Origin of the sequence: Burkholderia sp. MSMB1589WGS (assembly GCF_001636105.1) — a bacterium.
Lineage (GTDB): Bacteria > Pseudomonadota > Gammaproteobacteria > Burkholderiales > Burkholderiaceae > Burkholderia > Burkholderia humptydooensis.
In genome coordinates this window covers 984,686-998,001 of sequence record NZ_LNJT01000007.1, presented here as the reverse complement: position 1 = coordinate 998,001, position 13,316 = coordinate 984,686, and the positions used below count along the sequence as shown (strand labels likewise).

The 13,316-nt window shown below is 65.9% G+C and carries 13 protein-coding genes and 1 tRNA gene; 11 read left to right on the top strand and 3 right to left on the bottom strand.

The window, feature by feature from the left end; all coding sequences use genetic code 11:
* Positions 1–271: 271 nt before the first annotated feature.
* The 3 genes from WT16_RS12555 (at position 272) to WT16_RS12545 (ending at position 4,860) form a co-directional block, all read left to right on the top strand.
* Positions 272–2,578, top strand: coding sequence for a DNA translocase FtsK (locus WT16_RS12555; protein ID WP_063533440.1), 2,307 nt, complete (start codon positions 272–274; stop codon positions 2,576–2,578).
* A 57-nt stretch (positions 2,579–2,635) separates the two neighbouring features.
* A complete protein-coding gene (gene lolA, locus WT16_RS12550) occupies positions 2,636–3,346 on the top strand; it encodes an outer membrane lipoprotein chaperone LolA (RefSeq protein ID WP_006025599.1) in 711 nt (236 codons plus the stop codon).
* 203 nt (positions 3,347–3,549) lie between these two features.
* Positions 3,550–4,860, top strand: a complete 1,311-nt coding sequence (locus WT16_RS12545; RefSeq protein ID WP_059934111.1) for a replication-associated recombination protein A — start codon at positions 3,550–3,552, stop codon at positions 4,858–4,860.
* Positions 4,861–4,900: 40 nt separating this feature from the next.
* Here the strand turns inward: WT16_RS12545 and WT16_RS12540 are convergent, their stop codons facing one another.
* Positions 4,901–5,167 carry a DUF2164 domain-containing protein gene (locus tag WT16_RS12540; RefSeq protein WP_063533439.1) on the bottom strand — a complete coding sequence of 89 codons (267 nt, stop codon included), beginning with the start codon at positions 5,165–5,167 and terminating at the stop codon, positions 4,901–4,903.
* 157 nt (positions 5,168–5,324) lie between these two features.
* Here WT16_RS12540 and serS point away from each other — a divergent pair, with 157 nt between their 5' ends.
* Both serS and WT16_RS12530 read left to right on the top strand, forming a co-directional pair.
* On the top strand, positions 5,325–6,626 hold the full coding sequence (gene serS, locus WT16_RS12535) for a serine--tRNA ligase (RefSeq protein WP_006025602.1): 1,302 nt from the start codon (positions 5,325–5,327) through the stop codon (positions 6,624–6,626).
* A gap of 110 nt (positions 6,627–6,736) precedes the next feature.
* Positions 6,737–6,827, top strand: a tRNA-Ser gene (locus WT16_RS12530).
* A 226-nt stretch (positions 6,828–7,053) separates the two neighbouring features.
* Here WT16_RS12530 and WT16_RS12525 read toward each other — a convergent pair.
* The gene (locus WT16_RS12525; protein WP_059934107.1) at positions 7,054–7,284 is read right to left on the bottom strand and encodes a hypothetical protein; all 231 of its coding nucleotides are present in this window, start codon (positions 7,282–7,284) and stop codon (positions 7,054–7,056) included.
* A gap of 624 nt (positions 7,285–7,908) precedes the next feature.
* On the opposite strand from WT16_RS12525, the gene WT16_RS35385 reads away from it, so the two are divergent.
* The 6 genes from WT16_RS35385 to WT16_RS12495 all read left to right on the top strand — a co-directional run bounded on the left by WT16_RS35385 (position 7,909) and on the right by WT16_RS12495 (position 11,421).
* Positions 7,909–8,037 (top strand): hypothetical protein, encoded by a 129-nt coding sequence (locus WT16_RS35385; protein WP_009913314.1) that lies wholly within the window; start codon positions 7,909–7,911, stop codon positions 8,035–8,037.
* 278 nt (positions 8,038–8,315) lie between these two features.
* Positions 8,316–8,813: a GNAT family N-acetyltransferase gene (locus tag WT16_RS12515; protein WP_063533438.1), complete on the top strand. Its 498-nt coding sequence runs from the start codon at positions 8,316–8,318 to the stop codon at positions 8,811–8,813.
* A gap of 153 nt (positions 8,814–8,966) precedes the next feature.
* Positions 8,967–9,743: a septum site-determining protein MinC gene (gene minC / locus WT16_RS12510; RefSeq protein WP_063533437.1), complete on the top strand. Its 777-nt coding sequence runs from the start codon at positions 8,967–8,969 to the stop codon at positions 9,741–9,743.
* 58 nt (positions 9,744–9,801) lie between these two features.
* Positions 9,802–10,617 carry a septum site-determining protein MinD gene (minD, locus tag WT16_RS12505; protein ID WP_059934103.1) on the top strand — a complete coding sequence of 272 codons (816 nt, stop codon included), beginning with the start codon at positions 9,802–9,804 and terminating at the stop codon, positions 10,615–10,617.
* A 12-nt stretch (positions 10,618–10,629) separates the two neighbouring features.
* On the top strand, positions 10,630–10,884 hold the full coding sequence (gene minE / locus WT16_RS12500; RefSeq protein WP_004186076.1) for a cell division topological specificity factor MinE: 255 nt from the start codon (positions 10,630–10,632) through the stop codon (positions 10,882–10,884).
* Positions 10,885–11,004: 120 nt separating this feature from the next.
* Positions 11,005–11,421, top strand: coding sequence for a YXWGXW repeat-containing protein (locus WT16_RS12495; protein WP_006025607.1), 417 nt, complete (start codon positions 11,005–11,007; stop codon positions 11,419–11,421).
* Between the two features lie 117 nt (positions 11,422–11,538).
* On the opposite strand, the gene WT16_RS12490 is transcribed toward WT16_RS12495, so the two are convergent.
* Complete coding sequence (locus WT16_RS12490) at positions 11,539–13,236, bottom strand: chloride channel protein (protein ID WP_063533436.1); 1,698 nt, start codon at positions 13,234–13,236, stop codon at positions 11,539–11,541.
* Positions 13,237–13,316 lie beyond the last annotated feature (80 nt).

The window sequence follows — 13,316 nt, the reverse complement described above, 5'->3', positions numbered from 1 at the left end:
GGCGGCCCGTTGCGAGCGGGATACCGTCGCAGATGGGTGCAAAGCCCGCATTATAAAGGGCTGCCTGCTGCGCCGCCGAATGGACTTTTCAATCGGCGCGATAGCGTCGCGCGGCGCGGTTGTGGCGGCGCGCGCACATTTCGGCGCGACTCGGCCCGCGCGTTACCGTCATTTACACTTGGCGCGGCGGCGCAGCGTTTACAATAGATCGGATCGAACGATCGGCGGTCCTGCCGCGCGCAGCCGCCTCATCGCCCCTTTTGACGGATTCATGGCAAAAGCACCTTATACCGCTCAGGCCCAGGCACTGCCGCACCGGATGTCGCGCCTGCTGACCGAGATCCGCTGGATTCTCCAGGTTGCGCTGCTCGCCTTCCTGCTGATGGCGCTTCTGAGCTACAGCCGGCGCGATCCGAGCTGGACGCACGCCGCGCAGGTCGACCACATCGCGAACTGGGCAGGGCGCGTCGGCGCGTGGACGGCCGACATCATGCTGCTCCTCTTCGGCCTCTCCGCGTATTGGCTCATCGTGCTGCTCGGCCGGCGCGTCGCCGCGAACTATCGCCGCATCACCCGGCACGACGCGCTGCCCGACGAGCCGGAAAAGCCGGCCGGCTGGCTCGCCGAAGGCTTCGCGTTCGTGCTCGTGCTGCTCGCGAGCGACGGCATCGAGGCGTTGCGGATGTGGTCGCTGAAAGTGCAACTGCCGCGCGCGCCGGGCGGCGTCGTCGGCGAGGCGGTCGCGCGCGGCATGTCGCACGCGTTCGGCTTCACGGGCGGCACGCTCGCGCTCCTGATCGCGCTCGCGATCGGGCTGTCGCTGTATTTCCGCTTTTCGTGGCTGTCGGTCGCCGAGCGCGTCGGCGACGCGATCATCAACGCGTTCACGCTCGCGAAGCTGCGCCGCGAGGCCGAGCGCGACCGCAAGCTCGGCGAGGCCGCGGCCGTCAAGCGCGAAGGCAAGGTCGAGGAGGAGCGCGTGCGCATCGAGGAGCACGAGCCCGTCACGATCGTGCCGCCCGTCGTCACGCCCGCGAAATCCGAGCGCGCCGAGAAGGAGCGCCAGCAGCCGCTCTTCACCGATCTGCCCGGCGATTCGACGCTGCCCGCGATCTCGCTGCTCGATCCCGCGCCGGCGTCGCAGGAGACGATCTCCGCGGACACGCTCGAATTCACGTCGCGCCTGATCGAGAAGAAGCTGAAGGATTTCGGCGTCGAGGTGAGCGTCGCCGCCGCGTACCCGGGCCCCGTCGTCACGCGCTACGAGATCGAGCCCGCGACGGGCGTGAAGGGCAGCCAGATCGTCAATCTGTCGAAGGATCTCGCGCGCTCGCTGTCGCTCGTGTCGATCCGCGTCGTCGAGACGATTCCCGGCAAGAACTGCATGGCGCTCGAATTGCCGAACCAGCGCCGCCAGACGGTGCGGCTGTCCGAGATCCTCGGCTCCGAGGTCTACGCGGACGCGCCGTCGATGCTCACGCTCGGCCTCGGCAAGGACATCGGCGGCAAGCCGGTGTGCGCGGATCTCGCGAAGATGCCGCACCTGCTCGTCGCCGGCACGACGGGCTCGGGCAAGTCGGTCGGGATCAACGCGATGATCCTGTCGCTGCTCTACAAGGCGAGCCCCGAGCAGGTGCGTCTGATCCTGATCGATCCGAAGATGCTCGAAATGAGCGTCTACGAAGGCATTGCGCATCTGCTGTGTCCGGTCGTCACCGACATGCGCCAGGCGGGCCACGCGCTGAACTGGACCGTCGCCGAGATGGAGCGCCGCTACAAGCTGATGAGCAAGCTCGGCGTGCGCAATCTCGCCGGCTACAACAACAAGATCGAAGACGCGAAGAAGCGCGAGGAGAAGATCCCGAATCCGTTCAGCCTGACGCCGGACGATCCGGAGCCGCTCGGCCGGCTGCCGAACATCGTCGTCGTGATCGACGAGCTCGCCGATCTGATGATGGTCGTCGGCAAGAAGGTCGAGGAACTGATCGCGCGGATCGCGCAGAAGGCGCGTGCGGCGGGCATCCATCTGATTCTCGCGACGCAGCGCCCGTCCGTCGACGTGATCACGGGCCTCATCAAGGCGAACGTGCCGACGCGGATCGCGTTCCAGGTGTCGTCGAAGATCGATTCGCGCACGATCCTCGACCAGATGGGCGCCGAATCGCTGCTCGGCCAGGGCGACATGCTGTACCTGCCGCCCGGCACCGGGCTGCCCGTGCGCGTGCACGGCGCGTTCGTGTCGGATGACGAGGTGCACCGCGTCGTCGAGAAGCTGAAGGAGCACGGCGAGCCGAACTATATCGAGGGCCTCCTCGAAGGCGGTACGGTCGACGGCGACGAAGGCTCGGCCGCGGGAACGGGCGACGCGAACGGCGAGTCTGATCCGCTGTACGACCAGGCGGTCGAGATCGTCATCAAGAACCGGCGCGCGTCGATCTCGCTCGTGCAGCGCCACCTGCGCATCGGCTACAACCGTGCGGCGCGGCTGCTCGAGCAAATGGAGCAGTCGGGGCTCGTGTCGGCGATGTCGTCGAGCGGGAATCGCGAAATCCTCACCCCCGCGCGCGACGCGGAGTGAATCCGCGCCGGCGCGCCTGTCGAACGCGCGCCGGCCGTCTACGGAGAAAACCACAGCATGCAGCATCAGTCGTTGGCAGTTCATACCGGTTCGGGTTCCGCGCCGAAGCGCGGGTTCGCGCGCACGCTGCGCGCCGCGCTCGCGGGCGCCGCGCTCGCGCTCGTCGCGTCGCGCGCATTCGCGAGCGGCACCGAGCAACTGAAGGCGTTCGTCGCGAAGGTTCACGCGGCGAGGGGCGACTTCACGCAGCAGATCGTCAAGGCGCCGTCGAAGGCGGCGAGCGGCGCGGTGCCGACCGTGAAGCCCACTGACAATTCGAGCGGCAGCTTCGTGTTCTCGCGGCCCGGCAAGTTCATCTGGACGTATCAGAAGCCGTACCAGCAGGTGCTGCAGGCCGACGGCGATAAGCTCTACGTGTACGACAAGGATCTGAACCAGGTCACCGAGCGCAAGCTCGCGGGCGCGCTCGGCGCGAGCCCCGCCGCGATCCTGTTCGGCAGCAACGATCTCGAGAAGAACTACACGCTGCGCGACGCGGGCGAGAAGGGCGGGATCGACTGGCTCGAAATGGTGCCGAAGGCGCAGGACACGCAGTTCCAGCGGATCGGCATCGGCTTCAGGAACGGCATGCTCGCCGCGATGGAGTTGCATGACGTGTTCGGCAACGTGACGCTGCTCACGTTCACGAACATTCAGACGAATCCGCCGCTCAAGGCCGATCAGTTCAGGTTCGTCGTGCCGAAGGGCGCGGACGTCGTTACCGGCTGAGCGCGGCGGCCGCATCGATTCGCGACCGGGCCCGCCAGCGATGGCGGGCCCGATTCGTTTCTTCGGCGCGGCGCGCCGCCGCCTCGAGAGGCGGCCGTCGCGCCGCTGTCCGGCGCGCCGTGGCGTTGCGCCGCGCGGCTGTCATAATGTCCGGTCCGGCGGCGCATGCGTGCCGCCATCGTTTTTCGTGGGAGCCAAGGTCCATGTCCGACCTGTTTGCAGTCGAACCGCGCCGGCCGCTCGCCGAGGCGCTGCGCCCGAAGACGCTCGCCGACGTGATCGGGCAGACGCATCTTCTCGGCGAAGGCAAGCCGCTCAAGCTCGCGTTCGAATCGGGCAAGCCGCATTCGATGATCCTCTGGGGGCCGCCCGGCGTCGGCAAGACGACGCTCGCGCGCCTGACCGCGCTCGCGTTCGATTGCGAGTTCATTGCGCTCTCGGCGGTGCTGGGCGGCGTGAAGGACATCCGCGAGGCGATGGAGCAGGCGCGCGATACACTGAACCGCACCGGCCGCCACACGATCCTGTTCGTCGACGAAATCCACCGCTTCAACAAGGCGCAGCAGGACGCGCTGCTGCCGTTCGTCGAATCGGGGCTTGTCACGTTCATCGGCGCGACGACCGAGAATCCGAGCTTCGAGGTGAATTCGGCGCTGCTGTCGCGCGCGCAGGTGTACGTGCTGAAGTCGCTGACGGAAGACGAGTTGCGCCAGTTGCTCAAGCGCGCGCAGGACACGGCGCTCGACGGGCTCGCGTTCGACGGCAAGGCGGTCGACACGCTCGTCGGCTATGCGGACGGCGACGCGCGGCGTTTTCTGAATCTGCTCGAGCAGGCGCAGACGGCGGCGACGTCCGCGGGCGTGACGACGATCGACGCGGCGTTCGTCGAGAGCGCGATGACGATGAACGCGCGCCGCTTCGACAAGGGCGGCGACAATTTCTACGACCAGATCTCCGCGCTGCACAAGTCGGTGCGCGGCTCGAGCCCGGACGGCGCGCTGTACTGGCTGTGCCGGATGCTCGACGGCGGCGCGGACCCGAAATACCTCGCGCGGCGCGTCGTGCGCATGGCGTGGGAGGACATCGGCCTGGCCGACCCGCGCGCGATGCAGATCGCGAACGATGCGGCGCAGACCTACGAGCGGCTCGGCTCGCCGGAGGGCGAGCTCGCGCTCGCGCAGGCGGTGCTCTACCTCGCGTGCGCGGCGAAGAGCAACGCCGGCTACAACGCGTACAACGAGGCGATGGCGTTCGTGCGGCAGGACAAGTCGCGCGAGGTGCCGGTGCATTTGCGCAACGCGCCGACGAAGCTGATGAAGGAGCTCGGCTACGGCCACGCGTACCGCTACGCGCACGACGAGCCGAACGCATACGCGGCGGGCGAGACATACTTGCCGGACGGCATGCGCGAGCCGCGCTGGTACAAGCCGGTGCCGCGCGGGCTCGAGACGAAGATCGCCGACAAGCTTGCATGGCTGCGCGAGCTCGACCGCGAAGCGGGCAAGAAGGACTAGCGAGGCCGGCGCGGGCGGCGGCGGTCGTCCGTCGGCTGCTTCAGCGTTTGCGCGCCGGCTGCTTCTTCCAGTAGCCGAACGGCTCCTGATGGCAGTCGATGTCGAGCTCGGCGACGCGCGCGTGCAGGCTCGACTGCGCGTCGGCGATCGCGAGGTTGTAGATCGCCGGGCCGATTTCCTCGACGAAGAAATTCAGCAGCGCGCCGGCCTGGATATTGCCGATCGGCTCCTCCAGGTTTTCGGTGAAATAGCGTTGCAGCGACGCGATTGCGCGATCGCGCACGTCCTTGTCCAATTCGATGGCCATCGATTCTCCTGTGAAGCGGATGTGGACCGGCGCGCATGCCGGCAACGCGATACTGCCACGGACGCCCGGTTTGCGACACCGGCCGTTTGGCCGACGCCGTGGCGGACGCGCGGTGCGTTAGAATTCCCCTCTTACACAACGATTCTCCTGTCCTCCCATGCTTGACATCCAGTTGCTGCGCAAAGACCTCGACGGCGTCGCGAAACGCCTCGCCGATCGCGGCTACACCCTCGACGTCGCCGCGTTTTCCGCGCTCGAAGCGGAACGCCGGGCGATCCAGACCCGCACCGAAGAACTGCAGGCGCGCCGCAACAGCCTGTCGAAGCAGATCGGCGCGATGAAGGGGCGGGGCGAGGACACGACGGCGGTGATGGCCGAAGTGGGCGGCATCGGCGACGAGATGAAGGCATCGGCGGTGAAGCTCGACGAGATCCAGGCGCGCGTGTCCGACCTGATGCTGCAGATGCCGAATCTGGCGCACGAGAGCGTGCCAGTCGGTAGCGACGAGACGGAGAATGTCGAAGTGCGCCGCTGGGGCACGCCGCGCCAGTTCGATTTCGACGTGAAGGACCACGTCGACGTCGGCACGCCGCTCGGCCTCGATTTCGAGACGGGCGCGAAGCTGTCGGGCGCGCGCTTCACGGTGCTGCGCGGCCCGATCGCGCGCCTGCATCGCGCGCTCGCGCAGTTCATGCTGGATACGCACACGCTGCAGCACGGTTACAGCGAGACGTATACGCCTTACATCGTGAATCCGGACGTGCTGTACGGCACGGGCCAGTTGCCGAAGTTCGCGGAGGACATGTTCCGCGTCGAGAAGGGCGGCGCGGAGAACACGGTGACGCAATACCTGATCTCGACATCGGAGATCTCGCTGACGAACACCGTGCGCGATTCGATCGTCGAGGCGTCCGCGCTGCCGATCAAGCTGACCGCGCATTCGCCGTGCTTTCGCTCGGAAGCGGGCTCGTACGGCCGCGACACGCGCGGGATGATTCGCCAGCACCAGTTCGACAAGGTCGAGATGGTGCAGATCGTCACGCCGGAAGCGTCGTACGCGGCGCTCGACGAGATGGTCGGCCATGCTGAGGCGATCCTGCAGAAGCTCGAACTGCCTTACCGCGTGATCACGCTGTGCACGGGCGACATGGGCTTCTCGGCGGCGAAGACGTTCGACCTCGAGGTATGGCTGCCCGCGCAGAACACGTATCGGGAGATCTCGAGCTGCTCGAACACCGAATCGTTCCAGGCGCGCCGGATGCAGGCACGGTTCCGCAACGCGCAGGGCAAGCCGGAACTCGTGCATACGCTGAATGGCTCGGGGCTCGCGGTCGGCCGTACGCTCGTCGCGGTGCTGGAGAACTACCAGAACGCCGACGGCTCGGTGACGGTGCCCGTTGCGCTGCGCTCGTACATGGGCGGCGTCGAGCGGATCGACGCGCCTTCGAGCGCGGCCTGAACGGGCGTCCGGGCGGCTTCGAAAAATATTTGAAGAAAAAACTTGGAAGTCCGCGAAGAGTTGTTCTATAATCTTCGCTTCGCCGGGATGACCTGCCGGTGAGCGAAAAAGGAAAGGTGGCAGAGAGGTCGAATGCGCCGGACTCGAAATCCGGTATACGGTTATACCGTATCGTGGGTTCGAATCCCACCCTTTCCGCCAGATACACAGGAAACCCCCGCAACGCCAAAAGGCTTGCGGGGGTTTTTCTATTGCGTCACGGGAATCGTGGCTGAGCGGCGCATCAACAATCCGTTCCGATCGGGCAATGTGGTTGCACGCCGTGAGCGGTCAACGTCGATGATGCGCTCGGCTTGTTCCGCGCGTCGCGCCAATCGGCGCCCTGGTGCCGTTCAGAGGCCAATGTGCCCGGTTTCTTGTCGCGCGCTCAGCCAAAACGCTTGTTTGCGGGAAGGAGCGTTTGCCCGCTATCCGTCACCTTGTCGTCGTAGATCACGATATTGCTGGTGCTCAGCACATAGTACGGCATCGCCGACCCGCCCAACTGCACATACATGACGTAGCCGCGAAAGTCGGTGCAATTCCAGGAATCGCTGGCTCCGGGCGCCATCTTGAACGGCTTGGTGTCGCCGTCCGTTCCCCAGTGATTGATCGACACTTCAACCGTGTTCGATGCGCTGTTTTTGACGCTTATCGCATGATTTCACCTCGGTCTATCAGTCTGTTTTAGTCGGATTCCCATAACGAAATTTCTCTTTCTGAAATTCGTTAAAGGACTGGGTCAATCGAAATGCGCGGGTAATGGCAGATCGACCGCAAACAATAATAAATTAATCGATCCGAGACTAAACACCCAGATTTGGTAGGCGTGCCGGCAATTGAACAAGGGGGTTGCGAAATCGGACTCATGCCATTGCTGTTTATAGTTCGACTCAATGCCGGAATCTGAAAAATCGTCTCGAATCTTTGAAGTTTAAGACACGACGGAACGTTGACGTTCGTCGTCGGCATGTGTGCATGTCGAGCAGACACGAGAGCCGAGTGGAGATCGTCGTGCGTCGCCGGCGCATCGGGAGGGCGTTTCGGTAATCGTTGTCGGACAGATATGCCTGCGCCAACGAGGCGGCGGCATATTGATCGAGGGGATCGATTATTGGGATGATTTGATCCTTGGATCGGCGTGAGATTTTTTTCGGCGGTGCGGAGTGCGCCTCGATGAAGGTATTGGGCGATTGGAGATGCGGGAGCGCCGTGACCGAAGCGAATGAATCGAGGTGCGCGGGTGGACACGTTCGACCGCTCGATCGATGTCGAAAGACGCGGCTCGGGCCGGGGCAAGACGGTAGCCGCCGCCGATGCGCGCACAGGTTTTCCCGACTCGCTCCGATCGAACGGACTGCATAAGAACTGAACGGCGCGACCAATCGGAGCCATGCGCGCACGACGTGCGAGGCGAACGCGTCGACTGATCGAACCCATGACGTTGATGCCCGTTTTCGCGCGGCACGTCCCGTCGACCGACCGCCGCATATTGCTGCGCTGCCGCATAAGCGCGAAATTGCGCTCGATATCGCGTTTATCGACGACATTTCGCAGCCATTCAAAAATTACGATTTGACTCATGCCCCGCTTTCGGTTGAAGCTAACGGCTTGCTGTCCGAAGGGGGCTGTGCCTGCATGAGTTCGACCTTGACTGTTCGTCGTATTGCCGCGGATCAGGGCGGCGTGTATCGCGAACTGCGCGCGGCCTCGCTGCGCGAGCCCTATGCGAGCGGCGAGACGCCGGAAGCCGAACTGGCCGTCGACGCCGCGCGAGCGGCCGCGATCGCGCAGCAGCGCGCGGCGTCCGATGAATCGACCACGTTCGTGCTGTACACCGAAGGCCATCCGGCCGGCATGATCGGCGCGTATTTCGACAGTACGCCCGCGCGCCGCGCGTTCGTGAGCGAGCTGTGGGTCGCGCATGCGGTCCGTCATCTGCGCGGCGGCGTGCTGCTCGTCAACACGGCGCGCTCGTGGCTCGCCACACGCGGCGCCGGCGAGATCTACGCGTGGATCGCCGACCAGAACCGCAGCGCGATCCGTTTCTATGAGCACGTCGGTTTCGCCGACACCGGCGAGCGTGCGCCGATCACCCGCGTGCCGGGTGCGATGAAGTCGCTGTTCGTCTGGCGCGAGCACGCGTAAGCGGCGTGCGAACCGGTCCCGGACCTTCCTTGCCGCGCCCGGACGGGGTGCCGCGGGCAGGCCGGCCGCCGCGCGCGCATTCGGCGCGCCCGAAAATGATGGCCCCGGGCGCGGACGCCTGTAAAATACGCAAAATTTTTTTGCAGAACGTCCATGTCGCTTAAAAAATCGCCATTCTTCGAACTGCGCAGCGGCTCGGTCGACACGTTGCTGTTCATCGTGAAAACCGCCGACCTCGATGCGTTGCGCGCCGAGTTGGTCAAGCGTTTCGAAGCGACTCCCGAATTCTTTGCGGATGACGTCGTCGCGATCGACGTGCGCCGGCTCGCGGATAACGAGCGCGTGCCGCTCGACGACATCCGCGGGATGCTGAGCGACGTGCGGATGCGCGCGATCGGCGTCGTCGCGCAACCGGGGCAGCACGCGTGGGCGGCGGGCGCGGGTCTGCCGCTGCTCGAGGCGCGCGACCGGCGCGCGCCGGTGCCGAAGGCGGAGGACGACGCGCCCGCGCAGCAGGCGGAGCCGCCCGCGCCGGCCGGCGCCGACGCGGGCGAGCCGCCGGCCGTGTCCGCCGTGCCCGCTGTCGCGGCTCAGTCGGCGACGCTCGTCATCGACAAGCCGCTGCGCTCAGGACAACAGATTTACGCGAAGGGAGATCTCGTGGTGCTCGGCCCGGTCAGTTACGGCGCCGAGGTCATCGCGGAAGGCAACATCCACATCTACGCGCCGTTGCGCGGCCGCGCGCTCGCGGGCGTGCACGGCAATCACGACGCGCGCATCTTCTGCACGTGTCTCGAACCGGAACTGATCTCGATCGCGGGCATCTATCGGACCACCGAGAACCCGCTGCCGGCCGACGTGCTCGGCAAGTCGGTGCAGATCCGGCTGGAACAGGAAAAACTGATGATCGAACCGCTGCGTCTCACGTGACACGCGTGGCGCGACAAACGGGTCGGTCGGTCCTCATTGACGAACACAGGGTAGGTAAATGGCAAAAATCATCGTGGTGACTTCGGGCAAGGGCGGCGTGGGCAAGACGACGACGAGCGCGAGCTTTGCTTCCGGTCTCGCGCTGCGCGGCCACAAGACGGCCGTGATCGATTTCGACGTCGGTTTGCGCAATCTCGACCTCATCATGGGCTGCGAGCGCCGCGTCGTGTACGACCTCGTCAACGTGATCCAGGGCGAAGCGAACCTGAACCAGGCGCTCATCAAGGACAAGAAGTGCGAGAACCTGTACATCCTGCCCGCGTCGCAGACGCGCGACAAGGAAGCGCTGACGCGCGAGGGCGTCGAGAAGGTCATCAATGACCTGATCGGGATGGACTTCGAATTCATCGTCTGCGATTCGCCAGCGGGCATCGAGTCGGGCGCGCTGCACGCGATGTACTTCGCGGACGAGGCGCTCGTCGTGACGAACCCGGAAGTGTCGTCGGTGCGCGATTCGGACCGCATCCTCGGCATCCTGTCGTCGAAGACGAAGCGCGCGTCGGAAGGCAAGGATCCGATCAAGGAGCACCTGCTCATCACCCGCTACAACCCGAAACGCGTGACCGAAGGCGAGATGCTGTCGCTCGACGACATCAGCGAGATCCTGCGCATCAAGCTGATCGGCGTCGTGCCGGAGTCCGAAGCGGTGCTGCACGCGTCCAACCAGGGCCTGCCCGCCGTCCACCTCGACGGCACCGACGTCGCGGAGGCGTACAAGGACATCGTGTCGCGCTTCCTCGGCGAGGACAAGCCGCTGCGTTTCACCGACTATCAGAAGCCGGGCCTGCTGCAGCGCCTCTTCGGCTCCAAGTAACGGAGGCGCGTCATGTCGATTCTGTCGTTTCTGCTTGGTGAGAAAAAGAAATCCGCGGCCGTCGCGAAGGAGCGCCTGCAACTCATCATCGCGCACGAGCGCGTGGGCGGCCGGCCGCCCGCCGATTATCTGCCCGCGTTGCAAAAGGAACTCGTCGCGGTCATTTCGAAGTACGTGAAGATTTCGAACGATGACATCCGCGTGAGCCTCGAGCGCCAGGACGATCTGGAAGTGCTCGAAGTGAAGATCGAGATCCCGCAAGCCTGACGCGTTTCCCGTCTCATCGCGCGCGGCGCGCCGCCGCCGCGCGCGCCTTTACTTCTCGTTGCACTTTCGGGCCTCCGGTAACGCAGCGCCTGTCCGCCGTTACGCCTTCCTGAGCATTGAATGGATACGCTCTCGTCGCGTGTTCAATCGTTCATGGAGGCCGTGATGTCTTTCTCTCTTCATCGTGTCGTGCTGCCGTTCGCCGTCGCGGGCGCGGGCGTTTGCGCGCTCGCCGCGCCGCTTGTCGCGAGCGCCGACGAAATCGTCGTCGCGCAGGCGGCGCCCGTCGTCATCGAGCCGGCCGTGCGCGAAGTCGTCGTCGTCGCGCCGAGCGCGCCGCCGCCCGTGCGCCACGAGGTCGTGCCCGAGCCGCGTGTCGGCTACGTATGGGATCGCGGCCACTGGCGCTGGGATCACGACCGCTATGTGTGGATCGCCGGGCATTGGGAAATCGAGCGCGTCGGCATGCACTGGGAGCCGGGGCACTGGTCGCAGCGCGGCCCGGGCTGGGTCTGGGTTCGCGGCCACTGGGCCTGAGGAGGGGCGAGCGATGAAACGGACCCTGTTCGCCCTCGCGCTCGTCGCGCTGACGCTGGCCGGCTGCGTCGTCGTGCCGGCGCGGCCGGTGTATTACCGGCCGGCGCCTGTCGTCATCTATTGAGCGGGACGATGCCGCGGCTCGCGATGCGCGGTGTCGCCCGACGGCGACGTCGAGCCGTCGGCGCGCGCATTCGGCTCGTCGGCCGCGCCGGGCGTCGATACCGAGCCCGCGTGGGGCGGCGAGGCCGCGCGTTCGGCATCGGCCGCGGTCATCGACGCGTCGTCGGCGCGCGCCGACGCATCCGCGCCGACATTGCCGTCGGCGGCGCTCGCATCGTTCGCCGCGTTTGCTTGCGCGTCGCCCGTCGCTTCGTCGCGCAGCGTGTCGAGCGGATCGGCGGGCGCCGATTCGGCGTCTTCCGGCATCCTGACCGCCGCGATGCCGGCGTGCGCGGGAGCGGGGGCGGGCGCAGCCGTCGCGCGCTTCGGCTGCGGCGGCTTCAGATAGCGCTCGGCGAGCGTCTCGTAGAGCGGCGGCACGAACAGGCGCGATACGCGGCTTGCGATCAGCGCGGTCGCCATCAGCGAGATCACGAGCGCGTGGCCGTTGATCATCTCCATCACGATCACGAACGACGTGATCGGCGATTGCGTGACGGCCGCGAGATAGCCGACCATCGCGAGCGCGATCAGCATCGGCAGATGCATGCCGCTGAACACGAAGTGCAGCAGATTGCCGAAGCCCGCGCCGATCGACAGCGACGGCGCGAAGATCCCGCCCGGAATGCCGGGCAGATACGACGCGACCATCGAGATCATTTTCAGGAACGGATACAGGACGGACAGTTGTTCGCGGCCGTCGAGGAGCCCGCGCGCCTCCGCATAGCCGCTGCCGAACGTCGTGCCGCCGGACGCGACGCCGACGGCGGCGATCGCGAGGCCGCATGCCGCCGCGAACACGATCGGCCGCTCGCGGTAGAGCGTGAGCAGCCTTGCCGGCAGCCAGCGGCCGGTGTTCAGCAGCAGCCAGCCGAACAGCCCGCCTGCGACGCCCGTGACGAGCGCCGTCAGCAGCACGGCGGCCGCGAGCATTTTCGGAAAATGCTGGCCGATCTCGATCGTGCCGAAGTACGTGTAGTTGCCGTTCAAGCCGAGCGCGATCACGCCGGCGATGATGATCGCGGTGATCAGCACGCCGCTCGCGCGCGCCGAAAAGCTGCGGCTCAATTCCTCGATCGCGAACACGACGCCCGCGAGCGGCGTGTTGAACGCCGCGGACAAGCCGGCCGCCGCGCCCGCGAGCACGAGCTGGCGTTCAATCAGCGCGTTCGAGCGCGGGTAGAAGCGGCGCAGGTTGAACATCAGCGACGCGCCGATCTGCACGGTCGGCCCTTCGCGGCCGATCGTGAAGCCGCCGACGATCCCGAGCAGCGAGATCAGGATCTTGCCGAACAGGATGCGCAGCGTCAGCAGCCGCGAGCCGAACGCGCTCGGCTGCGCGTGCAGCGTCGCAATCACCTGAGGAATCCCGCTGCCCTCGGCGCCCCGGAAGAAGCGGCGCGTGAGCCACACGGACAGCGCGGCGAGCGCGGGCGTCAGCACGAACGGGAGCCACGGGCGGCCGCCCTCGAGCGAGCGGAACGCTTCGTAGCCCCAGTCGATGAGTCGCGCATATGTCACGGCCGTGAGACCGACCACGATCGCGCCGAGCCAGAACACGCCATATTGGCGCCAGATGCGCTGCGTGCGGCGGGTGAGGGTCGGGAACAGGCGAGGGCGTTGCATGGGCGTCGGCGCGTAAAAAGGTGACATTATAATTGCGCGCTTAGCACGATATCGGCGTGGGGACAAATGTAAATTCTTCGCAATTTGTGCTGTTTGTGACGTTCTGT